21 protein-coding genes and 4 pseudogenes are annotated in these 25,320 nt (G+C 59.9%); 16 read left to right on the top strand and 9 right to left on the bottom strand.

The genetic code is table 11. The annotated features are described in order from the left end of the window. The first annotated feature begins 34 nt into the window (after positions 1-34). The 5 genes and pseudogenes from ACKWRH_RS06280 to ACKWRH_RS06260 all read left to right on the top strand — a co-directional run bounded on the left by ACKWRH_RS06280 (position 35) and on the right by ACKWRH_RS06260 (position 4,664). Positions 35-1,069 (top strand): HoxN/HupN/NixA family nickel/cobalt transporter, encoded by a 1,035-nt coding sequence (locus ACKWRH_RS06280; RefSeq protein ID WP_445219759.1) that lies wholly within the window; start codon positions 35-37, stop codon positions 1,067-1,069. Positions 1,070-1,111: 42 nt separating this feature from the next. Beyond that, entirely contained in the window at positions 1,112-1,651 is a 540-nt protein-coding gene (locus ACKWRH_RS06275; protein ID WP_445219758.1) for an L-2-amino-thiazoline-4-carboxylic acid hydrolase, read from the top strand. Positions 1,652-1,825: 174 nt separating this feature from the next. Beyond that, a complete protein-coding gene (locus ACKWRH_RS06270) occupies positions 1,826-3,163 on the top strand; it encodes an epoxide hydrolase family protein (RefSeq protein WP_445219757.1) in 1,338 nt (445 codons plus the stop codon). A 92-nt stretch (positions 3,164-3,255) separates the two neighbouring features. Continuing rightward, positions 3,256-3,954 (top strand): helix-turn-helix transcriptional regulator, encoded by a 699-nt coding sequence (locus ACKWRH_RS06265; protein ID WP_445219756.1) that lies wholly within the window; start codon positions 3,256-3,258, stop codon positions 3,952-3,954. An 84-nt stretch (positions 3,955-4,038) separates the two neighbouring features. Beyond that, a pseudogene (locus ACKWRH_RS06260) lies at positions 4,039-4,664 on the top strand (LysE family translocator). Positions 4,665-4,669: 5 nt separating this feature from the next. Here ACKWRH_RS06260 and ACKWRH_RS06255 read toward each other — a convergent pair. Then, positions 4,670-5,203 (bottom strand): helix-turn-helix domain-containing protein, encoded by a 534-nt coding sequence (locus tag ACKWRH_RS06255; protein ID WP_445219755.1) that lies wholly within the window; start codon positions 5,201-5,203, stop codon positions 4,670-4,672. Between the two features lie 114 nt (positions 5,204-5,317). Continuing rightward, positions 5,318-5,677, bottom strand: a complete 360-nt coding sequence (locus tag ACKWRH_RS06250; protein ID WP_445219754.1) for a 2Fe-2S iron-sulfur cluster-binding protein — start codon at positions 5,675-5,677, stop codon at positions 5,318-5,320. Positions 5,678-5,957: 280 nt separating this feature from the next. Here ACKWRH_RS06250 and ACKWRH_RS06245 point away from each other — a divergent pair, with 280 nt between their 5' ends. The 6 genes and pseudogenes from ACKWRH_RS06245 to ACKWRH_RS06220 form a co-directional block, all read left to right on the top strand. Next, positions 5,958-7,109 (top strand): trans-sulfuration enzyme family protein, encoded by a 1,152-nt coding sequence (locus tag ACKWRH_RS06245; RefSeq protein ID WP_445222329.1) that lies wholly within the window; start codon positions 5,958-5,960, stop codon positions 7,107-7,109. A gap of 589 nt (positions 7,110-7,698) precedes the next feature. Further along, positions 7,699-8,808 carry an IS630 family transposase gene (locus ACKWRH_RS06240; protein WP_445219753.1) on the top strand — a complete coding sequence of 370 codons (1,110 nt, stop codon included), beginning with the start codon at positions 7,699-7,701 and terminating at the stop codon, positions 8,806-8,808. A gap of 107 nt (positions 8,809-8,915) precedes the next feature. Next, positions 8,916-9,860: a hypothetical protein gene (locus tag ACKWRH_RS06235; protein WP_445219752.1), complete on the top strand. Its 945-nt coding sequence runs from the start codon at positions 8,916-8,918 to the stop codon at positions 9,858-9,860. A gap of 10 nt (positions 9,861-9,870) precedes the next feature. Continuing rightward, a complete protein-coding gene (locus tag ACKWRH_RS06230) occupies positions 9,871-10,236 on the top strand; it encodes a hypothetical protein (RefSeq protein ID WP_445219751.1) in 366 nt (121 codons plus the stop codon). Positions 10,237-10,441: 205 nt separating this feature from the next. Next, positions 10,442-11,017, top strand: coding sequence for a hypothetical protein (locus ACKWRH_RS06225; RefSeq protein WP_445219750.1), 576 nt, complete (start codon positions 10,442-10,444; stop codon positions 11,015-11,017). Positions 11,018-11,221: 204 nt separating this feature from the next. Further along, positions 11,222-11,731, top strand: a pseudogene (locus ACKWRH_RS06220) (transposase); the annotation flags it as partial. 349 nt (positions 11,732-12,080) lie between these two features. Here the strand turns inward: ACKWRH_RS06220 and ACKWRH_RS06215 are convergent. Then, entirely contained in the window at positions 12,081-12,947 is an 867-nt protein-coding gene (locus ACKWRH_RS06215) for a DMT family transporter (RefSeq protein ID WP_445219749.1), read from the bottom strand. Positions 12,948-13,116: 169 nt separating this feature from the next. On the opposite strand from ACKWRH_RS06215, the gene ACKWRH_RS06210 reads away from it, so the two are divergent. After that, positions 13,117-13,653: an Lrp/AsnC family transcriptional regulator gene (locus ACKWRH_RS06210; RefSeq protein ID WP_445219748.1), complete on the top strand. Its 537-nt coding sequence runs from the start codon at positions 13,117-13,119 to the stop codon at positions 13,651-13,653. A gap of 734 nt (positions 13,654-14,387) precedes the next feature. Here ACKWRH_RS06210 and ACKWRH_RS06205 read toward each other — a convergent pair. From ACKWRH_RS06205 to ACKWRH_RS06190, 4 genes are all read right to left on the bottom strand, one after another. Further along, complete coding sequence (locus ACKWRH_RS06205; RefSeq protein ID WP_445219747.1) at positions 14,388-14,864, bottom strand: hypothetical protein; 477 nt, start codon at positions 14,862-14,864, stop codon at positions 14,388-14,390. Between the two features lie 3 nt (positions 14,865-14,867). Beyond that, a complete protein-coding gene (locus ACKWRH_RS06200; protein ID WP_445219746.1) occupies positions 14,868-15,815 on the bottom strand; it encodes a toll/interleukin-1 receptor domain-containing protein in 948 nt (315 codons plus the stop codon). Between the two features lie 408 nt (positions 15,816-16,223). Next, on the bottom strand, positions 16,224-16,658 hold the full coding sequence (locus ACKWRH_RS06195; RefSeq protein ID WP_445219745.1) for a type II toxin-antitoxin system VapC family toxin: 435 nt from the start codon (positions 16,656-16,658) through the stop codon (positions 16,224-16,226). Further along, complete coding sequence (locus ACKWRH_RS06190; RefSeq protein WP_445219744.1) at positions 16,655-16,957, bottom strand: hypothetical protein; 303 nt, start codon at positions 16,955-16,957, stop codon at positions 16,655-16,657. Before ACKWRH_RS06190 ends, ACKWRH_RS06195 begins: the two co-directional genes overlap by 4 nt. Before the next feature lie 226 nt (positions 16,958-17,183). Between ACKWRH_RS06190 and ACKWRH_RS06185 the strand changes: the two are divergent. Beyond that, positions 17,184-17,621, top strand: a pseudogene (locus ACKWRH_RS06185) (recombinase family protein); the annotation flags it as partial. Further along, positions 17,614-17,739 (top strand): annotated as a pseudogene (locus tag ACKWRH_RS06180) (IS3 family transposase); the annotation flags it as partial. The pseudogenes ACKWRH_RS06185 and ACKWRH_RS06180, both read left to right, overlap by 8 nt. A gap of 138 nt (positions 17,740-17,877) precedes the next feature. Here the strand turns inward: ACKWRH_RS06180 and ACKWRH_RS06175 are convergent. After that, a complete protein-coding gene (locus ACKWRH_RS06175; RefSeq protein ID WP_445219743.1) occupies positions 17,878-18,390 on the bottom strand; it encodes a hypothetical protein in 513 nt (170 codons plus the stop codon). Positions 18,391-18,605: 215 nt separating this feature from the next. Further along, positions 18,606-20,408, bottom strand: a complete 1,803-nt coding sequence (locus ACKWRH_RS06170) for an ABC transporter ATP-binding protein (RefSeq protein WP_445219742.1) — start codon at positions 20,406-20,408, stop codon at positions 18,606-18,608. Between the two features lie 1,544 nt (positions 20,409-21,952). Between ACKWRH_RS06170 and cysD the strand changes: the two genes are divergently transcribed. Further along, complete coding sequence (gene cysD / locus ACKWRH_RS06165; protein WP_445219741.1) at positions 21,953-22,888, top strand: sulfate adenylyltransferase subunit CysD; 936 nt, start codon at positions 21,953-21,955, stop codon at positions 22,886-22,888. A 5-nt stretch (positions 22,889-22,893) separates the two neighbouring features. Continuing rightward, positions 22,894-24,777: a sulfate adenylyltransferase subunit CysN gene (cysN, locus tag ACKWRH_RS06160; RefSeq protein ID WP_445222328.1), complete on the top strand. Its 1,884-nt coding sequence runs from the start codon at positions 22,894-22,896 to the stop codon at positions 24,775-24,777. Positions 24,778-25,320: the final 543 nt, after the last annotated feature.

The following is a 25,320-nucleotide window of genomic DNA, read 5'->3' as shown; positions in this document are numbered from 1 at the left end:
CGCTATGGAGCATGGAAGACTCGGTGCAGCATCTATGGTGAGCCATCCAAGGCCTCGGCAGACGACGAACAACCTGATTACGCTCACCCTCATCCTCGCTGCAAACGTCGCCATCTGGACATGGACATTGCAGGCACTTTCTGGACGGCCCGAGCTGCTCGGAACGGCACTCCTCGCCTATGTCTTCGGCCTGCGCCACGCGTTCGATCCGGACCACATTGCCGCCATCGACAATGTCGTTCGAAAACTGATGCAGGAGCAGAAGCCCGCGTCCCTGGTAGGCTTTTACTTCGCTCTCGGTCATTCGAGCATCGTCATGCTGGCGTCGATCGCGATTTCCGGGACCGCGTTGTCGATCGACATCAGCGCCTTCGGGAACTTCAACTTGATCCGTACCCTGGTGTCGGCCTTCTTCCTGTTGGCGATCGGGCTGGCCAACTACTTCATTCTAAAATCGGTGTGGGCGGCATTCCTGCGCGTCTACCGCGGCGAGGCCGTCACGAGCGAGCAGATCGACCCGCTGCTGTCGATACAGGGGCCACTGAGCCGGCTGTTTCGGCCTCTGTTCAACATTGTTACGAGATCGTGGCACATGTTCCCGGTCGGGTTCATGTTCGGCCTCGGCTTTGATACTGCTACCGAGATCGGCCTGTTTGGGATATCTGCCACCCAGGCGGCGCAGGGGACATCGTTCTGGACGATCTTGCTGTTTCCACTGCTCTTCGCAGCAGGAATGACCCTGATGGACACCGCGGACAGCATGTTGATGACGGGTGCTTATGGCTGGGCCTTCGTCAAGCCGATCCGCAAGCTCTGGTACAACCTGACATTGACGTTCGTATCTGTCATTATCGCAATCTTCATCGGCGGACTCGAGGTGCTCGGACTGTTGAGCGAGAAGCTTGGGCTGGACGAGGGTGTATGGAGCGCCATCCGCAGCCTGAACGCCCATATGGACGACCTCGGATACATCATTGTGACCATCTTCATCGCAAGTTGGATTTGCTCTGCGCTGCTGTATCACTTCGGACGCTACGACGAGCTGCCCGTCGATCAGACGTCATCATGACGATCCGTTTGGTGGCGGCCAGCGACTGAAATGGAGACTATTTTGGCCAATCACATCGAAGCGATCGACACCAAGCCGTCCGGTTCTCCGCTGGAGAGCGAGATCGGAATTCTGGAGCGGCGGCGTATCGAGGCCGGAATTATCGCCCCGATCTTTGCCGAAATGCGCGAACGCTTCGGCGAGGAACAGGCAAAAGCCGTGATCGAGACGGCGATCCGGCGCGCGGCCATCGAGAGCGGCGAGCATTTCGCCGCGCAAGCGCCGGACGGCACCAGCATGCGGACGTTTCAGGACATCCAAGCACTATGGACCAAGGACGACGCGCTGACGGTCGAGGTCTTGACGGCTACTGACGATCAATTCGATTTCAACGTTCGTCGCTGCCGCTACGCCGAGACCTATCGTGAAATGGGCCTCGGCGCTATCGGCCATCTTCTGTCGCGCAACCGGGACGGCGCCTTCTGCGAGGGCTACGATTCCCGGCTCAAACTGACGCGCACGCAGACGATCATGGGAGGCGCCGATCATTGCGATTTCCGCTATCGCCTGGAGGAGAAGAGCGATCCCTCAAGGGAGAGCTAGACTCCTTTAGGCGCTGTGATGGCCATTCGGGGTTGATCCATTGGCGGCGCGTAAACACTGCCATGAGCAATTTGCTCCTCCTTTCGCCAGCGCCCCAAGATCGAAAACATACTCGGTAGGCTCGAGGACTGGTGCCGCGTCCATACTCGCTACGACCAATGCGACCACACATACATGTCTGCCACCTGTATCGCCGCAACCGTCATCTTCTGGCAACTGATCAAATTCGTGCATATGGTCGTTTCGCTGCGCATATCGGAGCTTCAGCATGGTGACAAGATCTGTCCCGGCGCTGGGCTATACCCTCATCATCTTCGTCGATCACGCGAAAACATGATGACTGGCATGACTATGACCACGACGAATCGAGACGACAAGAGGCTACTCATGCAATCATTTCATGCGAACATTGCTGACGGGGTTATAGACGATCTGCGCTCGCGTCTCAGACGCACGCGGTGGCCCGACCAGCTCGAGGGGCAGGATTGGCGCCAGGGCACCGAGCTCAGCTTCCTTCAGCGCTTTTGCGAGTACTGGGCGGAGCGCTTCAACTGGCGGGAGGCCGAGCTCCAACTCAACGCCTTGCCACAGTTTCGGGCAGTGGTCGACGGCGCCGGTCTCCATCTAGTGCATGTTCGTTCGGAGAAACCTGACGCGGTGCCACTGCTCCTCGTCAACGGCTGGCCGAGCTCCATTTTCGAGTATCTCCACGTTATTCCGCGCCTGACCTCAGCCGGCTTCCACGTGGTCGCGCCCGCGCTGCCGGGCTACGGCTTCTCCGATCGGCCAACCAAGCCCGGCATGAACGGTACTCGTATCTCAGCGCTGTTCGTCACGCTTATGAGCGATCTCGGCTATGAGCGTTTCGTGGCGCACGGTAGCGACTGGGGCTCCCTGGTTGTTGACCGGATTAGGCGCCATCATCCCGATCGGCTCCTGGGCATGCACTTGAGCAATGTCTATTGGAACTACCCGCATCCGAAGTATCCGACGCCCGAAGAGCAGGCCTACTTCGGTGAAGCGCAAGGCTGGCAGTTCGCCGAAGGAGCATATGCCCTGATTCAAGGCACCAAGCCGCAGACGCTGAGCTACGGGCTCAATGACAGTCCGGCTGGCCTCGCCGCATGGATCATCGAGAAATATCGAAGCTGGAGCGACGGCGACGTTGAGCAGCGCTATGGGCTCGACGCCCTTTGCGCGAACCTAACCCTGTATTGGGCGACCGGTACGATTGGGTCTTCGATGAGACTTTATACCGAAAGCTTCTCCGATCCTGAGGGGCGTATCCCACCCGCGAGAGGAACAGTGCCGGTTGGCGTCACTGTATTCCCTAAGGATATTCTACCCGCGCCGCGTTCGTGGGGTGAGCGCTGGTTCAACATTGTTCACTGGAGTGAAGCGGCCAGTGGCGGCCACTTTGGTGCTTGGGAAGAACCCGAACAGTTCGTCCATGACATTCGCACATTTGCCGATCGAGTGCTTGGTGGAACTGGGTTGCCGTCAGATCCGTAGATTGGATGAGCGGCGAGCCTCCTCAACAGCCCCCCGTCGATCTCACTGAGACTTGGTTTCCACAACTGGCATTAGTCACGATATGGGCTTGCATGTCCAAGAGCCATCGCCTGTTCGACCTTATGCAGATTCTGCGCAGTCACCGGCAACCGGTCGCGGGGGTAGAACTTGCTCGTGAAGCCGGAGTGTCTCTGCGGACCATTCGTCGGGATATTTCCACGCTACGCTCCATAGGCGCGGACATCGATGGAGAGTCAAGCGTCGGTTATGTTTTGAAGCCCGGCTTTTTGCTGCCCCCTTTGATGTTCTCGGAAGAAGAGATTCATGCCTTAGCCCTCGGCGCTCAATGGGTTCGCGGACAAACAGACGATAGCCTCGCTGGCGCTGCCCAGAACGCGCTCGCCAAAATTGACGCGGTACTGCCGCCCGACTTACGCCGTCATCTTCACGATGGCCCCTTTCATGTCTCCCCAAAACCAACGCCGCCCACGTCGGTCGATCCAGCTGTGCTGCGGCGGAGTATGCGCCAGCAGTGCAAAGTCCTTCTAGCTTATCGCGACTTTCACGGCGCTGCGACGGAACGCGTAATTTGGCCGATCTCGCTCGGATTCATAGAATCTCAGCGATTTGCCGCGGCTTGGTGCGAGCTACGTCAGGATTTTCGAGTATTCCGTGTTGATCGAATGGAGCGGGTAGAGCTCCAGGCCGATCGCTATCCGGGTCGCCGGCGGGACTTAGTCAAACGGTGGCGCGCGCAGGTCGCAAGCAAAGATGTGGACAATCGTTCTTGAGCCGATAGAATCGGAGAGCGGAGGCGGTTGTGCTCGATCCCGCCCAAGGTTCGAACCCAGACAATGTACGCCCTTCGGTAAATGATGCTCAGCCTTCAAACGTTCCTTGTATTCCTTGCGGCAGCGATAGTCGTGGCAATCACGCCGGGGCCCGGCATTTTCTACATCGTAGCGCGAACGCTTGCAGGTGGAAGAGCGGAAGGCCTGGCGTCAAGCGTCGGTCTTGGTCTCGGCGGCCTCGTACACGTTATCGGGGGCGCCGTCGGAATATCAGCACTTATCATGGCCAGCGCCGAGGCATTCACGGCATTGAAGATAGCTGGCGCCTTTTACCTCATTTGGCTCGGAATCAAGACATGGCGTGAAGCGCGCATAGTCGAACCTGCCGAGGTGCAGACGACCGGCGCGCGCCGGGCTTTCGCGAAGGCATCGTCGTCGAGGCGCTCAATCCGAAGACGGCCGCGTTCTTTCTCGCGTTCATTCCGCAGTTCGTCGACCCATCCGCGAATGTCGCCGTGCAGTTCATCGCGCTCGGCCTCATCTCGGTTGCGCTCAATACGAGCGTGGACCTGATTGTGACCTACTGGGCCGCGCGGGCGAAGGATGGTTTTGCCAAGCGACCGTCATTCATTAGAAGGACACGGCAAGCATCAGGCGCTGTCATGTGCGGGCTCGGCGTGACCCTGCTCTTTGCACGCCGCACAGGCTGATGCCATCAATCGCCTTTGGCAGCAATCACGACCAGTGCTGACGCCGGCTCTGACGTCATCGCGGTGAGCTTGTGCGGTATGGTGGATTCGAACTGCACGCAATCGCCGGGACTGAGGACTTCCTTGCGCTTTCCGATGTGTAACTCGATCTTTCCGGTCAGGATGAACAGGATTTCCTCGCCTTCGTGATGGCTCATGATGCGACCGCGCTGGGCGGTCCGACCCGGCCGGACAATGAATGCTCGCATCAGCCTTTCAGGAGCGAGCCCCGCCACCAGTGACAGATAGGTATCCGGCTCGCCCGGCTTTCCGTTTCTGGCCCGTACGACCGCGACTAGATCCTTGTCGTTGTTCTGCCCGTACAGGCGGTCCAGCGTGGTGCCGAGCGCCTCGGCGATCTTGAGCGCCGACCCGATCGACGGCGAGGGCAGACCTCGCTCGAGCTTGGAGAGATAGCTTCTGGTCAGGCAGGAATCGGATGCCAATTGCTCGAGGGTCATCCCGCTCTGGACACGCAGGAATTTCAGATTCAATGTCATTTCGATCTGGTCGCCTAATTGGGCATGCTTATATGCTCGGACGCCAGTCTGTGTAAAATTCCAAGGCCGATCAACAGTGAGAACGGCTCGCGATCCCGTTGACCGCCGTCCGAATCAGAGATCCAGCACCAGTTTCGGACCAGCGCAATCGCCAACGCAGACGATGAGTTCGTTCTGCCGTTCTGCCGGAGAGAGCACACGGTCCCTGTGGATCGGCGGTCCCTCGATCCATCGCGTCCTGCAGGCGCCGCAGATGCCGCCACCGCAGGAAACGGGCACGTCGACGCCCATCGCCTCCAACGTCCCAAGCAGGCCGACCTCCGGCGTGACGATCGCCGACGTCTTGCTGGCCTTCAGCACCAGCTCATAGGGCGGCACGTCATGTTGGACGACCCGCTTCGGCGGCGTGAACAGCTCGACATGTTTGCGATCGTCCAGCCAGGACGCAACGGCCGCCTCGAAAGCGTCGATCATCGGTACCGGCCCGCAGCACGCCGCGAAGCCGGACTCGGAATGATCTCTCACGATCTCGGCAATGACCGGCTTTGACCATCGCTCTGCTCGCCCTGCTCCTCGTGCTCCTGCCCTCTTTCCGCAAGTCCCGCGAGGATGCCTTCGTCGAGGAGGATTGATTGGGGTCCCGCCAGTTGGCATGCCCCCTCACGATTTGGAGCCGTTGAATGCGTCCTTCATCAGTGGCCGCAGGCCCTTCACTCGCGAATAGCATCGACGTCCCGGCTTCTCGACCCGGGCAATCCATCACGCCTACGACCCAGCGGATCACCACGGCGCGGTGGCGCCCCCCGTCTACTTCACCTCGACCTATGCCTTCGAAAGCGTGGCGGCTCAGGACGAGACCGCGGCGCAGGGCGGGAAGCTATACGGCCGAGAGCACAATCCGACCACGGAGATCCTGCAAGAGCGGCTTGCCAATCTCGAAGGCGGCGACGCTGGCTTGGTGGTCGCCTCGGGAATGGCCGCCGTCGGCGCGCTGACCTTGTCGCTGCTGTCGCAGGGCGACGAGTTGATCGTGCATCAGGCCCTGTACTCCAACACAGTCGCGATGATGGAAGGCGGCTTGCCCCGCTTCGGCATCAAGGTCGTCCCGGTCGACCTGAGCGACCCGGTAAATCTCGATGCGGCAATCACCTCGCGCAGCCGCGCGGTCTATTTCGAGACGCCGATCAACCCAACAGGCGACGTGCTGGATATCGCCGCCATTGGCGCGCGCGCCCGCGCGGCGGGCCTGCTGGTCGTCGTCGACAGCTCGTTTGCATCACCGGCGCTACAGCGCCCGCTGGAGCACGGAGCCGATATCGTTCTGCATTCACTCACGAAGTACATCAACGGTCATGGCGACGTGCTCGGCGGCGCTCTGGTCGGACCGGCTGAGTTGATCGCGACAATCCACTCCCAGGGCGTGCGCTTCGTCACGGGCGCCGTCCTGTCGCCGATGGCATCCGCGCTGATCCTGAGAGGGCTGAAGACGCTACATCTGCGCATGATGCGGCATGGCTCCAACGCCATCGCGATCGCTCGCATGCTTGAGACCCATCCGGCGGTCGCGTGGGTGAACTATCCGTTCCTTCCCTCACATCCCCGATACCCGGTCGCGAGACGGCAGATGTCGAACGGGTCGGGCATGCTGTCATTCGGATTGCGAGGAGGCTTCCAGGCCGCGCGCCGCCTGCTCGACAATCTGCGCCTGATCAGCCTCGGCGTCAGCCTTGGCGATGCGGAATCGCCAATCATGCATCCAGCGAGCATCACCCGCGCGCGCAAGGCTATCCGTCCGGACGCCCATCTGGTGATGGGTGTCGGTGAGGACTTGATCCGGCTTTCGGTCGGGCTCGAAGACGAAGCGGATCTGCTTCACGACCTGTCTCAATCGCTCAATCGGCTGTAGTTGCGCGCGACGCCATTTGTGACCTGATCGCGCGCTTGAGCAGGGGCCCTAGCGCCTATAGGCGCGCGATGCGCTATACCGATACTGCATTAACCATTCAATCGCGGCGAGACTGGTATCTCGGCGCACACATGAGCATATTTAGGAAGCGAAGCGGCTGCCGCCCGGTGGTGGAACACCAAACGACAGCCTGACCACAACCGATTGTAAGGAATCGATCATGGCTAACCTCGACTATAGCGCCGGCGTCTCTGCCCCCGCCCTCTCTGGCGTTTCAGGCCCGGTCGCACGTGACCGACGTCAGCTGTATGCCCACCGTCAATCCGGTGGGCGAGACTGACACGACCTGCCCCCTCACCCTGTTTTTCATCGGCTAGACCTGATCGCGAGTCCTGACGTCGTGTGACGCAGTTGCGCCACATGGACCGATCGCTCTCGTCACCAGTTCCTACCGTGTCAACTGAGGCAGTACACCTACCTCGGCCGGAGCTAGCATATCGAAAAGCCGATGATGCCGAACACCTAGTCATCTGGAACGCAAGTTCGTCACATTAGTTGATAGCTCGAATCTCTACAGAGGAGAGTACGAGTGGCGAATGCAGGTGAGCGAGGCCGGCCGATCGCGCCGTTAGTGCTGAGTGCGCAAGAGCGGACGTACTTGGAGAGGCAAGTTCGTCGTCATCGTGTTGCCCGGTCGCTATCTGAGCGATGCCGCGCGATCCTGCGATGCGCAGATGGATTGCCAAGCAAGTCTGTGGCTGCTGAACTCGGCCTCCTCGAACATACCGTTGGCAAGTGGCGTCGCCGGTTTTTGAACGATCGCTGTGATGGCCTGCTTGACGAGGCCCGCTCTGGCCGTCCTCGAACCATCAACGACGATCAGGTTGCCGAGGTAATCGAGCGGACATTGCGTACGACGCCCACCGATGCGACGCACTGGTCGATCCGTTCGATGGCTGCGGAAACTGGCTTTTCCCACACCACGATCCGCCGAATGTGGGCGGCATTCGGCCTGCAGCCGCACCGTAGCCAGACATTCAAGCTGTCGAGCGATCCGCTGTTCGTCGACAAGGTGCGCGATATCGTCGGCCTTTATCTATCCCCACCGAACCGTGCGCTCGTCCTCAGCATCGATGAGAAAAGCCAGATTCAGGCGCTCGATCGCGAGCAGCCGGTCTTGCCGATGATGCCCGGCGTGCCGGAACGGCGCACGCACAGCTATGTGCGCCATGGTACGTCCACGCTGTTTGCCGCGCTCGATGTCGCCTCGGGGTTCGTCATCGGCAAATGCTACAAGCGCCACCGAGCCGTCGAGTTCTTGAAGTTTTTAAAAGAGATCGATGCTCAAGTTCCTGAAGGCCTAGATATCCATATCGTCATGGACAATTACGCCACCCACAAAACACCCAGGATCAAAGCGTGGCTCGCCCGTCGCCCGCATTATCATGTCCACTTCACGCCGACTTCCGCGTCATGGATCAATCAGGTCGAGCGCTGGTTTGCTGAACTCACCAGAAAGCAGATCCAGCGAGGTGTTCACACCTCCGTCGGGCAGCTCGAGGCCGACATCCGTACCTTCATCGACCTGCACAACAAAAACCCGAAGCCCTTCAAATGGACTAAGTCGGCAGACCAGATTTTGGCTTCCGTCAAACGCTTCTGCCACAAAGCCCAGCAGACTTTATGTGGCGAACTTTAGATTCACGTGACTAGCATTGCGATGACCCGCCATGAGGGCGCGACGCCCCGAAGGCCCGATCTAGTCCAATGACGTTGGCCTCGTGATCTCTCAACTAGAGAGAGACCATGTCCTTCTTCAACAACAACCCGTCCGTGCAGCCCGCCTGCACCAGCAACATTCACCGCCCGATGGGCGGCATCGCCGGCTTTCGGGAGGTCCACGACGACGTCGGTCGCCTCACCGTCTCGGCGTTCCCGTTCGCGATGGTGAAAGACATCTCATTCGCGCTCGCCACTGTGCCGGCCTGCTACATCCTTGCGGATCATGCGATGGCCTATGTCGGGGAGACCGGCAACGCTGGCCGCAGGCTCTCCGAGCATTTCGGAGATCATTCGAAGGCCTTCGCCCGCGAAGTTTACGTCATCTCCGGCTATCAGCGCGCCTGGTTCGACAAGACGGCGGCCATCTACCTGCAGCACCGTCTGACGCAAATCGCCGAGCAGGCCGGCCTGGTCGACATCATGAAGGGCACGAACCCGCAGGTGCTGGAGCTCCCCAGTCACAAGCGTGCGTCGCTCGATCAATTTGTCGAGCATGGCGAGCGACTGCTGTTCGACGCCGGGTGCCGCGTGCTCCGCAGCAACTTCGCAAGCCAGCGCCGCAGGGTGGAAACGACTGACACCGACATGGCGATCGGGCCTGAGGACACCGGGCCGATGAAGATCGACGTGACGGACTTGCCCCGGCTGGGCAATGAACTCGAGCTCGACTATTGCGACCTCTGGGCCCGAGGCTACACAGTGCGCGAGGGCTTCGTCGTTGCGGCCGGGTCGGAGGTACGTAGCGTCGTGAACGCGAGCGTCAACCCGATCCTCCGCACCCGTCGTGCCGAACTCGCCGCTGCCGACGCGCTGGCCGACATCCCCGGTATCCAGGACCGTCTGCGCCTCCGCGTGGCCGTCTTGTTCCCCTCGGCCGCCATCGCGGCGAAGGTCGTAACGGGGGCGCACGTCAGCAGCGGTAAGTGGATCAATCCCCGCTACCCCGAACCGATTTTGATCGCTGGCTGAGGGATCAATTATGTCGAAGAAGACGGAAATGCCGGCATGCAAGCGCCGACATCACGGCCTCGCCGTCCAGACCGGCGATGTGGCAGATGCGGCCCAGAATATCTCCAGGGCGGCCACATTAGCGTGGCCTTTCACTCCTCAGGATTTCCCGCCTCTAGCGTGGTGGCGGACCCTGCCCTCCAATCTCATCCGCGATGCGGAGCACCTGCTGATTATCGACACGCTCGATACCATCCGCGTGATGGACCGCCACGACCAGTTTGCCGCTGCACTCAGCGGTGATGCGGCCGCGGCGGTCGGCGTGGCACTCTCGCTGCTGCCCATCGACGAGATGACGCTGACCGTCGACATCGTCATGACCGCGCTGCTGCGGTGACGGGCGACGCGACAGCCACCATGGTCGTCGCGAACCTCCTTCGCCGCGTAGAACTTGACCATCCATTCGCAACCAAGTTGTCGACTTCGTGGTGCATGCGCGTCGCCAGCTATTCTTGCGAGGACGCGGGCCGCGCCCGCCAAAACTCCGGCCCGCAAGAGAGCGTGGTGGTGGGCTCAGCCAACCACAGCGCGGAGGCCGGAGCATGAGCGCAACCAGCGACGACAGCGACGACCTCGACCTGCCGACAGCCGAGGATGCGGTCTCGACCGGCGCGGCTTCAGATTCGGCCGATTGGGACGACCGCCTCAAGGGTCTGCCCAGGCTTCTGCGCTATGCCCTGCTCGCCGTCGACGGCGCCGATCACGTTGAGGAACGGCTTATCGCGGAAATCAACGAGCTTTGCCCGGGACTGCCCCACAATGTCGCATGGGCCACCAGCAGGTCGTTGGAGGCGGCATTCGCGCTCGCCGCTGAGCTCAATAACAGCGCTGCCGCTCAGAATGAGCCGGCTTTCAGGAGCCTTGCTGATAGCGTCCGGCTCGTAAGCTTGCCGACGCCGCGTGATGACGAACACTTCCAGCAGCATCGCAGGGTCGCCAAGGAGCTGGCCAAGGCCTTTCAGGTGAATTCGCTGCGTGTCGAACAGAAGGTTCGCTGCGATCTCGAACGGTTCACCTATGGCTGGGCCGCGCTGCCGGCCTGCACGCATTTTCTGCCGAAGAAGTTCTCTGCTGCAACAAAACGCCTCCCTGGTCGGGCACCGCATGGCCGAGCATAGCATCACCGCGGCCAAGGCCGCGTTACGGCTCCAGCTCAAGGAGGAGGAAGGCCGCCGAAGGCAGCGGGAAGCCGAGGACCGGACCGAAGCCGTCGAGCGAGAAGCCGCCCCGATCCCTGAACTCATTGGCGATCATCATCTCGTCGTTGCGCGTCTGTCCGAGAACGAGATGAAGAGCCCCAAACTTAAAGAAATCATGGGTCCGCTGAAGAACGTCGTCAACGTCGCCTTGCCGTCGTGCGAGAACAGATTGAAGCCATCGAGCGGGACAGACGAACCGGTCTGGAGCAGGCACCGCAATCTCGCGCGAACGCCATGGTTTTGCTGCTGGCGCGCGTCGTCGGCGTGGGCCTGGAGACCGCGGATATGCTCGTTCAGGAGATCCTGTCGCGCCCGCTCCGGGATCGGCGCGCTGTGGCACGCTATGCCCGGCTAACGGGCTCACCGGATCAGAGTGGCGCCAGGCGACGAGAGAAGGGGCTGGCCAAGTCTGGCAATGCCCGGGTCCGCCGTGGATTGATCCAATTGGCCTGGCGGTTTCTGATGTTTCAGAAGGGAAGCGCGCTTGCGCGATGGTACCGCTGCCGGACCGAGGCGGCGGTTCCAGCACGGCGAAAGACGATGATCGCCGCCCTTGCTCGCAAGCTGCTGATCGACTGTTGGCGGCTGGTGACCATCGGCTCCGTCCCGGAGGGTGTGATCCTGCGGACCGCAGGAAGGAGGGTTCAGCAGCGTAGATCGAAGAGCTTAGGCAACCGCCGCAAGTGCGGCGGTTGCCGATCACGATCCGAGATGGCGGTGACACGCGGAACGCCATGGCTTCAACGCCGAGGGAAGAATGTGCCCGCCGCCTCGGAGCCTCGCACTCGAAGCGAATGGCTGCTTCATGGTCCAGGTCCCCTGCGGACCTAGCCGAATACAAGGTTGCGGTGCGATTTCTCGCGCCCGACTGCGGGCTCTCCTCGGATCAGGATCTATTGTCGATGTTCAGCCGGCGCCCAGCGGTTCGCTTTGAGTGGGCCTTAAAGAGAGTAAGGAGTCGATCCGCCTTGGACGCTTGCACTTATTCATGCGGCACGGCTTCCTCGGCTTTCCGCCGGGTGGCCACGGCCAAGGCGAGACCGCCCAGGATCAGAACGACACCGGCAGCGAAAAGCGCTCCCAACTGATCGCCGAACATCGCAGACGCGGCCGCGATGCCGAAGACCGGTTGAAGGTACTGGACACTCGCGGCGACCGGAGCCGGAACAGTACGAAGGATATGCAGCCACAGGAACAGACCCGCGACGCTGACCATGACCCCAAGGTAGGCTGCGACGCCCGTTCCTTGAGCGGTGACGTGGACGGGATTGTGCCATGCCTCCCATCCTGCCCACGGCAATAGCGCGACGAAGCCGAACAGCGTGCTCCACGCCGCCACAGCGGCAGTGCCGTAGTCGCGGGTGAGTTCGACGCTCCAGACGTAGTAGAAAGCAATGGCGACCGCGGAGAGCAGCATCCAAGCTACGCCGCTCACACTGGATCGGAGCACTTCGCCCTGTCCGTGTCCGAAGGCAACTAGCGCGATGCCAGCAAACGCCGCGAGCAACCCGAGTTGCTGCCGGCCTGTGACCGGCTGCTTGAGGCGGAGCGCTGCAAAGACCACGACAAATACCGGAATGGTCGCCGAGATGATGGTGCCGACCGAGGCCGCCGTACCTTGAATCCCGAACGCCTGGGCGACCTGACCCACGCCAATGCCCAAGATGCCAAGCGCGGCGGCGCGCGGGAACGCCCGCCAAGAGAGCCGCTGCTTGCCCACCGCGAAGAGGAACAGCAGCGGCACGGCAACGGCGAACCGCATCGCGGTCAGCGTCAGCGGGGGCAGCGTCTCAAGGCCGAGCTTCGTCACCGGGATCGACAGGCCCCACATGACGGCCAGGAGCAGCATCGCCGTGAGACTACGCACGGAAGCGCCACCGCGCGGCGAGAGACGAGCGAGCTGGGGCTGCCCGAACCGAAGGACATCTTCTTTCATAGGGTTATGCTAGCTCAATTCGGCTTCCGCGTAATTTCTTTCAGAGCATGTTTTTGAGGGGCAATCGGGCTATGATCACAAGATGAAGAAATCTGGAACGATAAAAGCCGATTATAGCTTTCGAAATGGAAAGCCAGTTGCGGGTGATGCTCACACGCTTGACGCCATAGACCGGCGCATTCTGCGGGCTTTGCAGCGGGACGGCCTGCTTGCGAACCAAATCCTGGCCGAGGAAATCGGCTTGTCGCCCCCGGCGTGCCTGAAGCGCGTGCGCCGCCTTCGGGAGGCGGGCGTCATAGAGCGCACCGCAGCGATCCTGTCGCCGGAGGCTATGAGTTATCCGCTGCTGACCGTTGTGCGCCTCAAGCTCGACGCCCCGACCGATGAGGTCATGCAAGCGTTTGAAGCTCAGATGGCAGCTTCGCCGCGCGTGACGCAGTGCATGCTGGTGGCCGGCGATATCGACTACATCCTGCTGGTTCGCAGCCGGGATGTTGCCCACTATCAGGAATTTGCGCGCCGTATGTTGCGGATCGCTCCCGGTATCCGATCCTACACGAGCGAGATCGTCCTGACGGTCAACAAGGCTACGATGGAACTCCCGATTGATACCGCCTGAGCGCGTGGCAGGACGGCGACGTCACGCTCGCTCGTCGGCCTTGACAAGGAATTCCCCATACAAGGCTTTTCCCTCAAAGGCGTAATGCCGGACTTCAGGATGTCAGGATTGGCGTATTTCCGTCCTTGGGCCGTTTCCGCCTGTCAGTTCATCGCAAAAGAGCTCAATATCTCAATCTTGCGGATATTCGTCGTGCGGATCGAGCACTGAAAAAATCGGCCAGCGTGTCGCAGCGCATGCGGTAGTACATCTGCGAGGCTTCCTGAACATGCATGCTGCACAGACATCCGCAGAAGGGACGGCATTCGTCGATCTCAAGATCAGCCCATTCCCACACAATGAGAGCGGGCCGCGATCGTAACTGACGATCTGGAAGGCATCAGCCTACTTGGCGACGAACCTCGCCGCGACCGGCTAGCGCTAAAAAGGGCAGGATGTCGCCCGGCACGATTTCGAACTATTCCCATTCCTGTCGGCCTCCTGACATTTGACGAGCCGTTGGTTCAACGGATCCGGAATTTCTGCAGGAGTACAGTCGGTACTACACAGCAGCTGATAACGGGATGAATCTACCGGACTTGCGTCTATTGCTCGACCAAACCATTGGCTGGTCCACAATCTCGGGAAAACTCCACAGCGCGCTGCAGTCCGACCCGGCCTGGCGAACGAAGAGCACATTCGATCGAAGTGATTGCTCCACCCGACCGGCCACAATGGGGCGGCCTGCGGGGAATTCAATTCGTCGTCTTCTTCTCGTGATCGATGATTCTCAGCGTTCGTTTACAGGGTCCCTCTCCGATCACGATTTGCCAGCGAGTGAACCCGATTGCCGCGTTGGCGTCGCAGGCAACAAGGTTTCTTTGGAGGGCAATCAGTTGATTGCCGCCGAACCGATCCGTTCCCGTCGAGATGAAAAGTCCATCGTCCTTACGGACGACAGTACCGAGTTCGGCCCAGTTCCGTGACACATCAAACACGCTCGTTTCGTCGACCTCGATTCGAACGTTGGGAACGAGAATGCCCTTGTAATGTATGTTGCCCTGACAGCCGAACGCTTCGAATTGATGCCGATCGTCCAGGAATATCGCTGTGGGCTCGTCGTGTGCCGTCGTCACCAGAAGCAGGTGATCGTACCGATCGGCCGGAAGGACCAAAGTCAGGCTGGCTGCCGCCCCGATATGCCCAACGCTGAATTCATTCGGTGAAAGCATCGGTCAGCTTCCTTGCAAGCGTTCAATCAACATGGACCAGTAGTATTCGGCGGCCCCTTCTTGGGACAGATGGGTTCCGCTGCCCCGCTGCATTCCGAGACTCTTGAGATAGAGATCGTGCTCGTCGTTTCGAACCGAAAGCGATTCGTTCATCGCGTTACTCTCCGTGCTCTCGCTCGCGAGATAGGCGATGCCGTCTGCGCCGATGCCCCCAATGAACACGGTGCAGCGGGAGATCGCTCGGCCGCTCTTGTAGACCGCGGCCGTGAATCGGCTTGCGTCGATGCGGCGGAAGTCGGTTTCTATGCCCAGATTGCGGCGCTCCAGCTCCTGAAGCGAGTTCTTGAAGAATTTAGCTATATACTCGAAGCTCTCGTGCTTGAACTGGTCCCGATCGCGGTCGGTGAAGTCCTTGGCGAGCCGCAGATTGCTGGACCGGGGGCTCGATGCTCTGGTCGCTGGCGAAGTCGACCGTGCAAGACTCTGTACAGCCTCGCGGCGGACGGCCGCCGTCTTGAGGCGATTTGCTGCTGCGCGAACGGACTTCGCGACCTCAAGCAGAGCCTGGTCTCGGTCGGGATACTGCGTGATCGGCTTGCCGTCCGGTGGTGTGGCATTCAGCTTTCCAAAGGGAGCGCCGTGCCAATCGCAAGCGCGAAGGATAACGGGCATGACGATGGCGTCCCCAGCCTCGTGACGCTCCATGGCCCGCGTCATTTCGATGTCGTAGCAATAATCCGAGGCAAGGAAGTCGGCGCTCACAAGTAGCAGGATGATATCGTCTGTTTCGATATGCCGGTCAATCACCGCGGCGAATTCCTGCCCGGCGCCGATGCGGCGATCATGCCAGACCTGAATAACGCCTTGACGCTTGAGCAGCGAAAGCTGCTTCTCGAGCTGGTCACGCAAGACCTCGTCCGCATGGGAGTACGAGAAGAATACGCTTGCCAAATGAGCCTCCCGCAACCGCGGCCTCTTGTCGTCAGCTAATATCAGGAGTTTTGAGCTGAATAAAAGGCCGTCGCGCGATAAATGCACTTGTTCACACATGGCCTTTTGCTGACCTGGCATTAGGCCGTCACCGAGTATTGGAATCGCTTTTGCCGATACGGCAGCGCGGGCCGGGCGGGGCAGAATGGCGTGGCGGCGGCGCTTGCGGACCGCGGTGGCGTCATCGCAGCTCTGGAGGAAGTAGCGCAGGCGTTTGCCCTTGGAGCCGCCGTGCGCCGCGTATTTGGGATCGTCGATGTTGACCCTTCAGTTCGGAGGCAAGAGAAGCTGGCGTCGGAAAAATCCAGCACGAAGCCAGGACCTCGGACAAGGTCGTCATGAGGCGCAGGTCGATGGACCGGATGCCGCTCACGGCGCGCCTCCGCGCATCGGATTTATGATCCGAGCTCCGGCGAAATCCCTCTCGTTATCCGTTACGACAGTACATTCGTTAGCTCCGGCAACGGCTGCGATTATCATGTCGAGCCCGCTGCGCGGCTGTCCGACGACTTTGCCCTCCGCCATCAGGCGCGCCCAGATAAGCCCGGCCTTCTCGTCGAATGCCAGAATCCGACCCGCGAACAAGGCCTGAGGCCCCTCCGGGCCGGAGAACCATGCATCGAGAGCATCCCGCTTCTTCCCGCGTGGCTTTTCAAGGATGCCGCGCCGGATTGCCGCGACCGTAAGTGATGCGATGAAAAGATCCTCATCTCGCCGTGCTGCCATCCAAGCCAGTAGCGACTCAGACGGCTGCGGCTTGACGACGTTACTGATGATGTTGGTGTCGAGAAGATAGCGCGTCACAGATCGACCTTGCGCCCTTCTTCGCGCGGGCGCGTCAGGTCGAGATCGGCGCCGACGAGCGGCGAGCGACGCAATGCGTTCAAGATGCCACCGGGCTTCGGGGGGACGCCAGAAACGGCCTGTTGAACCGTGCGCCGGAGATCACCAGCTTCCGGCCCTTCCTCGCTCAGCTTGCGCGCAAGCACTCTGATGAGGTCGCGATCGGTCTCGAGGGCTTGGAGTTCGAACCGCACAATGCCACGCTTCGTCAGCCGGGATCGGTAATTTTCAATCGCCCTTTTCTGTGCGCTCTTGCTCATTGATCTCCTCCATGGTATATCTGGATATATAGCCGAATCTTCAGTTCGCTGCAAGGCAGCGGCTCTTGTGCCCCCGATAGCGGCAGAGATGAAGATAGGGCGGAGCTGTGTGCGATGTCGCGATCGAGCAAATGGCGGTCTGGACACCCGTCACGGAAATGTTTTCTGTGCGCTCGGCTTTGCGACATCCCGATCTGCTGCGCCTCTCATCTCGGATCAGCGCGTTATGCGCGGAAAATTTGTGGCGGCGCTTGCCGAGGCGATGGACCGCCTCAGCCGCGATCAGGAGGATATTGCCGGGCTCTTTAAGCGCATGGATTTCGCCGGGGTACGGATCGTCACCCTCTCGGAAGTAGACATCACACATCTCCACGTCGGGCTGAAGGACACGATGAACGCCCTGTTCCTGAAGGACCTGGCCGATAAGACACGGCGAGGCTTGCGCGGCCGCATCGAAGACGGGAAGTCCGGCGGCGGGCTCTGCTTCGGTTATGACGTCGTCAAACAGTTCGCCTCTAATGGCGAGCTGATCCAAGGTGACCGCACGATCAACGAGGCCGAAGCGGCTATCGTTCGCCGCATCTTCGCAGACTACCTTGCCGGTAAGTCCTCGCGCACAATTGCTTTTGAGCTAAACCGCGAAGGTGTGCCCGGACCGCAAGGCTTGCGAAGCCCTCGAGTTCGACAGATCGACCTACCATTACAAAGCGCGTCGCTCCGGCCAGGCTGTCCTCGAACATCGGATCAAGGAAATCTGTCATGCACGCGTTCGCTACGGCCACGCGGCCCGGCCGATCGAAGGCTTCAGCCGCGGAAGAAAAAAGGCCGCCCCAGATGTGGGGCGGCCAGTGAATGTTCGTCGCGGGAGGAATAATACGACGAACGAATTCAGCACATGGCGCATCAGCGTCTTGCCCAACCTACTTGGGCCGATTGCAGCCGCGGCTTTCAGGGTTCGGACGCCACAGCGCCGTTCTCACGCTTACGCCTAGAAACGCGCTTGCCTCGAAAACAACACGCATCCGCTTGCCGCTGCACAATAGCCACTTGTTGATATTGATTAATGCAATGGTTGGGATATCGACGCTGAATTTCGGCGTAGAATGCCCACTTTGAGCAATTTCCACCCACGCTGGCAGACTACCTCTATCTGCGCTTTCAGCGACGCAAGTGGTAATTCGCAGAAGAGCCGGACGCCCGGCGCGCTGATGATAGGCATCGAAGCCACTCACGTGCAGCCAACCGGCTGCTTGTTGCCGTCTCTTTAGATGTTGCCTCGGCCACTGCTTTGTGTCGCTAACCGGCATTCCTGAAAGCAAGGTGTCGACCTCTGCATCAAGCTGCCTCGGCACGCCTCTGAGCCCGACGACGGAACGGTGAGGTTGTGAGCTGTTACTCACCAGTTCGCGATCTTGATCCCTGTCCAACTTCATGTTGGCGATGACACTCCACTCCTTGTGCTCCTTCTTAGGGTTTTAAGATTGATCGGCGATAGGGCCTCGTCCTAAGACCCTCGCCTTGCTTGGCAGACTGACTCTGTTTAAGCTTTTGCCGCATTGAGCCTCTCCCGCCTCTGCCTCCCCTTCGGCTGAACCTTCAATTCGCGCCCCGGTTCAACGACCAACGTCTCGACTGCCATCCCTACTCGCTAGCCTGCCGCAGAGACCCGGCCGAAGTCGGTCGCTTGGCTCTCAAGCAGCCGCCGATAGATTCCGCCGGGCCGCTTGGTCAGGGCAGCATGCGTGCCCTGCTCGGCGATGACGCCGCCATCAAACACCAGGATCCGGTCGAGGCTGCGCACCGTCGACAGCCGATGTGCGATCACAATCGAGGTGCGGCCCTTCATCAACCGCTCCATCGCTTCTTGGATGAGGGCTTCCGATTCCGAGTCGAGACTCGAGGTTGCCTCGTCCAGGATCAGCACCGGCGCATCCGCTAGAAACGCGCGCGCGAGCGCAATGCGCTGACGCTCACCGCCTGATAGCTTAACGCCGCGCTCACCGACCAGCGTGCCGTACCCCCTACGCAGCCGCAGGATGAACTCATGCGCATGGGCAAGCCGCGCCGCTCGCTCGATCGCCCCCATACCGGCTCCGGGCCTGCCATAGGCGATGTTCTCGGCGAGCGAGCGGTGGAACAGGACCGGCTCCTGCTGCACGACCGCTATCTGGCTGCGGAGCGATTGCTGCGCGGCTAGGGCAATGTCTTGACCGTCGATCAGAATGCGGCCGCCCGAAACGTCATATAGCCGCTGAACGAGCTTGACGAAGGTCGTTTTGCCGGAACCGGAGCGGCCCACCAGACCAACCCGCTCGCCGGCGCTTATGTCAACCGATAGCTTGTCATAGAGCGGCGCCCCGCCACCGCCATACTGGAAAGTGACGTCGTCAAATACGATCTCACCGCCGTCAATAGCGATCGGCCTTGCATCTGGCACGTCGGCAATCCCGATCGGCTCGTCATGGATTGCGACCAGCTCCTCCATGTCATCGACCGAGCGCTGGAGGTTGTTGATATATATGCCGACCTCGCGCAGATACGCGTGGATAACGTAGTAGCTGGTCAGCACATAGGTGACGTCGCCCGGCGAGGCGAGCCCCGCCATCCACAGCAGCACCGCGCCGCCGATCACCGACGCCCGTAGGCACAACTGGAGCGAGAGCTGGCACATGGCGGCGTAGTTGTAGCGCAGCCAGGTTCGCCGCAGCCGCCTTCGCCAGCGGTTGATGGTGCGGGCAAGCCGAGCATCCTCGCGCGCTTCCGCGCCGAAAGATTTTACCACCGCATTGCAAGTTAGTGCATCGGCCAGCGTGCCGCCGATCTTGGTGTCCCAGGCGTTAGAGACGCGTGCGGCAGGCGCGATATAGCGGATCGAAAATGTCATCGTCACCGCGACATAAATTGCCGTACCAATCGCGATCACGCCACCCAGCGCAGACCAATGCAGTCCAAGCAGGATCATGGAACCGACCAGTACCGTCAGCGACGGCAACAGGGACATCAGGATGGTAGTGTTGAGCAAGTCGAGGGCCCACATGCCGCGCGTGACCTTCCGTACGCTCGAACCGGCGAAAGAGTTGGCGTGCCAATCGGTTGAGAACCGCTGGACGCGCATGAACGACTCGCGTGCCACATCCGACATCGTCTTGAGCGTGAACGGAACGAATGCCTGCAGACCTATGAGGCGCAGGATCATCGAAACCAGGCCGAGCGCGACGATGCCGCCGAAGGCGGCCAGCGCCGCATGTCGCGCCGCCTGATTGTAAGGGCCTGTCGTCAATGCGTCGACGAGATGGCCGGAGTAGACCGGCATGAACAGGTCTGCCGCCGTTGCGCCGAGGAAGCCCGCCAGCACAAGGGCAGCGCGGTAGGGCTGGAGCAGCCAGTGGCGGAAAACGAACGGAAGCACCACGCGGATTGCGATAGGACGTTTGTCAGGTAGGTCGGTCATGCCGCAACCCGGCCTCGCGCAGGATGGAAATCGGCTCCATCCGAATTGAACCCCGTGTCGCAAAGGCGCGATCGAGCGACGGCATTCGGTCGACATTCCTTGGCCAAGCGAAGCACTCGATGCCAACGCTCTAAGCCGCTCGGACCTGGCTCGATAGCTTTCCGCGGAAGCGTGACAATCTCTTGCGAGGGGGAACGCCTCCCCTCATTCATCATTAGCAATTCGCTCATCACAGCATCCTGTTCGAGGAAGAACTCTCCTTCGAAAGATCACAGTTGCCGCAGAGCAGGCCTCGCAAGGAACTACGTCCCGTTTGCTTCATGAGACTTCCGTGCATGTGAGCGATCGGCGAGCACGATGATGGTCCATCATGATGTTCCAGCAAGAGATAATGATCGCATTTCATGATTACACGGCGCTAAGACAGGGCACCCATTAGGTGCAGCGTGGCCAGATTTATGTTGGATCTCGAAGACACGAGGGCGCTCATGCAGTGCCAGTGTCTGGCATCTCAATCAATTGCTAGGGCTAGTAGTTGACAGGGGCGCCACGCACAGTCGGGACAGCAGCCGGTTGGGCAAAGGCTGCGTCGATGGGGATAAAAATTCAACTCTCACCGGGCGTTGTTGCGCGGGATAGAGATCGGACTCCAGCGCGAGGAGATCGGGCAACTTAGCGGTCGGCAGAGCTGAGAACAGATCGCTCACACGGCGAAAGATTTTGATTTCCAGGAGCCGACCGGTCCCAGTAACGGGGCCAGTCATCACGTGGATTTGCCAGTCCAGCACCAGACGTCTGCCGGCCAGGTGAGCCTTTGTAGGAAGACGCCGCGGTGCCGATCACGTAAATCATCGCTCGCCAGCCGCCAGAGCTGCCGCCGCGAAACGGCGTTCGGTCATCAGAATCCAGTGCGACTAGGAGATTGAGACCCAGACCTCAAAAGCGCGTCGTCACTATCCGGGATGTGAATGTATTCCATCCAAAAAATCGATTTCACCAACTCACGTGCTGCCGGGTAGGAAAAGTGCCGGCCATTAAGCAACATGGTAGGTTTCCCGTCGGCAAAGCTACAGGAGTGCGTCATCATGAACGCCACGATCCGGTTGTAGGCACGGCTTTGCCGGCTCTGCACCAGCTCCATATTGGTGGCAAGGACGCCCGCAAGCTCGAAAAGCGCGTGGTGATCATGCCCTCCCCTTCAGCAAGACGGACCGATTGCGCTGCGACGAGCCCCGCCTACAACGGCTTTTGCGCCATGGTGAGCGAGCGAGATGTTGAGGCCGCAACCAAGGTATGTATTGACCGTCAGTCAACTTCCGACCTACAGCCCGCGGGCTCGTCCCGAGAATTCAGTGCCCGTGGCGCCGGTAAAGCCGACGTCGATCCCCGCTTGGGACCATCCATGGATGAAATACGGCGGCGGGCCACGCGATCCTTCTCGCACCGGGGCTGAGCGATCACTGATCTCATAGTCAGCCCTGAGGTATCGCGTGAATACCGCAACAGCAGCTTCGTCGCGAGGGCATTTTTCGAGGACGTTCGAAATGAACACGCAGGACATGTCCGGACTCAAAACGCATACCCTGCCTCGACATTTGCGCAGGCTCGAGGCCGAGTCGATCGAAATCATGCGCGAGGTTGTCGCCGAGTTCAAAAAGCCGGTGATGCTCTATTCAATCGGCAAGGATTCCACTGTCATGCTGCACCTTGCGGCGAAGGCATTCTATCCGGCGAAGCTGCCCTTCCCGCTGATGCACATCGATACGACTTGGAAATTCCGCGAGATGATCACCTTTCGCGACGAGGCGGCCAAGCGCATCGGAGCCGATCTGATCGTCCATGTTAACAAGGAAGGTATCGCCCGCGGCATTAATCCCATCGACTCCGGCTCCGCGCTGCACACGCAGGTCATGAAAACCGACGCGCTCAAGCAGGCGCTCGACCTGTACGGATTCGATGCGGCATTCGGCGGCGCACGGCGGGACGAAGAGAAAAGCCGCGCCAAGGAGCGCATTTTCTCGTTCCGCTCGGCGAGACATGTCTGGGATCCGCGCAACCAACGGCCCGAACTCTGGAACCTGTTCAATACCCGCATCCGACAGGGCGAGACGATGAGGGTGTTCGCGATGTCGAATTGGACCGAGCTCGACATCTGGGAATACATCATGTTCGAGAAAATCTCCGTTATTCCTCTCTACTTTGCGAAGAGGAGACCTGTGGTGCATCGGAACGGCAGCCTGATCATGATGGACGACGAGCGGCTTCCACTGCGGCCAAACGAGACCCCCGAGATGCGTACGATCCGCTTTCGCACCCTCGGATGCTATCCCCTGAGCGGCGCCATTGAGTCGGAGGCTACCACCATCGAAGATATCGTCGCCGAAATGCAGGTTGCGAGGGTGTCGGAACGCCAAGGGCGCCTCATCGACACCGATGAAGCATCTTCGATGGAGAAAAAGAAGCGGGAAGGATACTTTTGATGGATATGGACCCCGTGCGCTATCTCGGCGAGGCCGTCAGCAAAGATCAATTGCGATTCATCACCTGTGGCTCGGTCGACGACGGTAAATCGACGCTGATTGGGCGGCTCCTGCACGACAGCAAGATGATCTATGAGGACCAGCTACTGGCGCTCGCGCGCGACAGCGCCAAGCACGGCACGACGGGCGAGGACATCGATTTTGCTCTGCTGGTCGACGGTCTCGAGGCTGAACGCGAACAAGGCATTACCATCGACGTCGCCTATCGGTTCTTCACCACGCCGCGCCGGTCGTTCATGGTCGCCGACACGCCGGGTCATGAACAATATACTCGCAATATGGCGACTGGCGCCTCCAACGCGCAGCTCGCCATCATCCTGATCGATGCGCGCAAAGGGGTTCTAGAGCAAACCAAACGCCACTCGTTCATCTGCTCGCTATTGGGGATCCGACATGTCCTCGTGGCCGTTAACAAAATTGACCTCGTTGACTACCGTAAAGATGTCTTCGACGGCATCGTTCGCGACTATGTCGCCTTTGCTTCGGGGCTCGGCTTCAAGTCAATCGTCCCATTCCCAATCTCCGCCAGGTACGGCGACAACATCATCTACCTATCCGGCAATACTGATTGGTATCACGGTCAGTCCCTGCTGGATTACCTCGAGACTATCGACATACAATCCAAAACGACTGAGCTGCCCTTCCGCTTTCCGGTACAGTGGGTGAACCGGCCCAATCTGGATTTCCGAGGGTATGCGGGCACGATTGCCTCAGGAAGCATCGCGGTTGGCGATGAAATCATCGTGGCAAATTCGGGGCGCGGCTCGCGCGTGAAGCGGATTGTGACCCACGATGGCGATCTTGCGGTTGCCGAAGCGGGCGACGCGGTGACGGTTACCCTCGAAGAAGAGATCGATGTCAGTCGCGGCGACGTCCTTGCAAGCCCCACGCAGCGTCCTGAGGTCGCGGACCAGTTTGCCGCTCATCTGATCTGGATGGACGAAGAGCCAATGGTGCCGGGCCGTTCTTATACATTTCGGATTGGCACGCAAACGATTGCGTCCGGCAGAGTCACGTGCATCAAGTACAAGATTGACGTCAACAAACGCGATCGTCTCACGGCGACCACTTTGGGTCTCAATGAGATCGGCCGTTGCAACGTGGCGACTGTCGCGCCTGCGAGCTTCGATCCGTACCACGTCAACCGGCGCACGGGATCCTTTATCGTGATTGACCGCTATACCAACCGTACCGTTGGAGCGGGAATGATCGATTTTCCGCTCCGGCGGGCGACCAACACCGTCTGGCAGCCACTATCGATTGGCAAGCAGGAGCGTTCTGCGCTCAAGCATCAGAAGCCGTGCATCATCTGGTTCACCGGGCTTTCCGGCGCCGGCAAGTCGACGATTGCTAATATCGTCGATCAAAAGCTGTACGCGATGTCGCATCATACGACGCTGCTGGACGGCGACAACCTCCGTCACGGCCTCAATTGCGATCTAGGCTTTACTGAAGCAGATCGCGTCGAGAACATCCGACGTGCTGGTGAAGTGGCCAAATTAATGCTCGACAGCGGCCTGATCGTCATCTGCTCGTTCATCTCACCCTACAAGGCCGACCGAGACATGGTGCGCAAGCTCGCGGGCGATCGAGAGTTCGTCGAGGTCTTCGTAGATACGCCGATAGATGAATGCATTCGGCGTGACCCAAAGAGCCTCTATTCCAAGGCAACGTCCGGCAAAATCACGAACTTTACAGGCATCGATGCGCCGTACGAAGCGCCAAGTGCGCCGGAGATCCACTTGAAGACCCTAGGTCAGCTACCAGAGCGGTTGGCTGACACGGTGCTAAATTGCCTGGCGGAACGAGGGATCATCGCGCTGACCTAGTCTAGGCCGAAGGGCTCCGCAATGCGCTGGCCTGAAGGTCCAGAACTGGCCGCGCGACCCCTTCGAGAAACCGAAACAAGTCCTAGACCATATGATTTCAAACGAAATGAATTTTTCTCCCCGAGCTTGCTTCGACAACTACTTCGCCACGAAAGGGATCACTGCGCGTCAATCATTTCAAAGTTACGCCAGCCGCCGACTTTCTTTCTCGACTAAGCCGAGGACCTGCTATCTCTTCGGGAGAACCTCAAAAGGGAGTTCAATGTGACCATATCCATAATCTTCTTGGCTTTTGCGTCTTGGTCGGATGACTCAACGATGCGGAAATGACCTCAGTAACTGAACCATCTGCAGCACGGACAGCATGACAATTGCAAGACAATTTCCTATTTGGCGGCGTGGCTTGCATCTATTCTCCATGCTAAGAGTCAAATACGCGATTTGAGCAGCGCGCAACGCCCGCGCGCCTCGCAACACCGTCAGCGATGCCAGTTATGATGGGATTTCGGAAAACAGCGTCTCGGCCGCACAATGGCGCCGGCT

The sequence above is a fragment of the Bradyrhizobium sp. Pa8 genome (assembly GCF_052588265.1).
The sequence above is the reverse complement of the archived record's forward strand: the minus strand, read 5'-3'. Positions and strand labels throughout refer to the sequence as shown.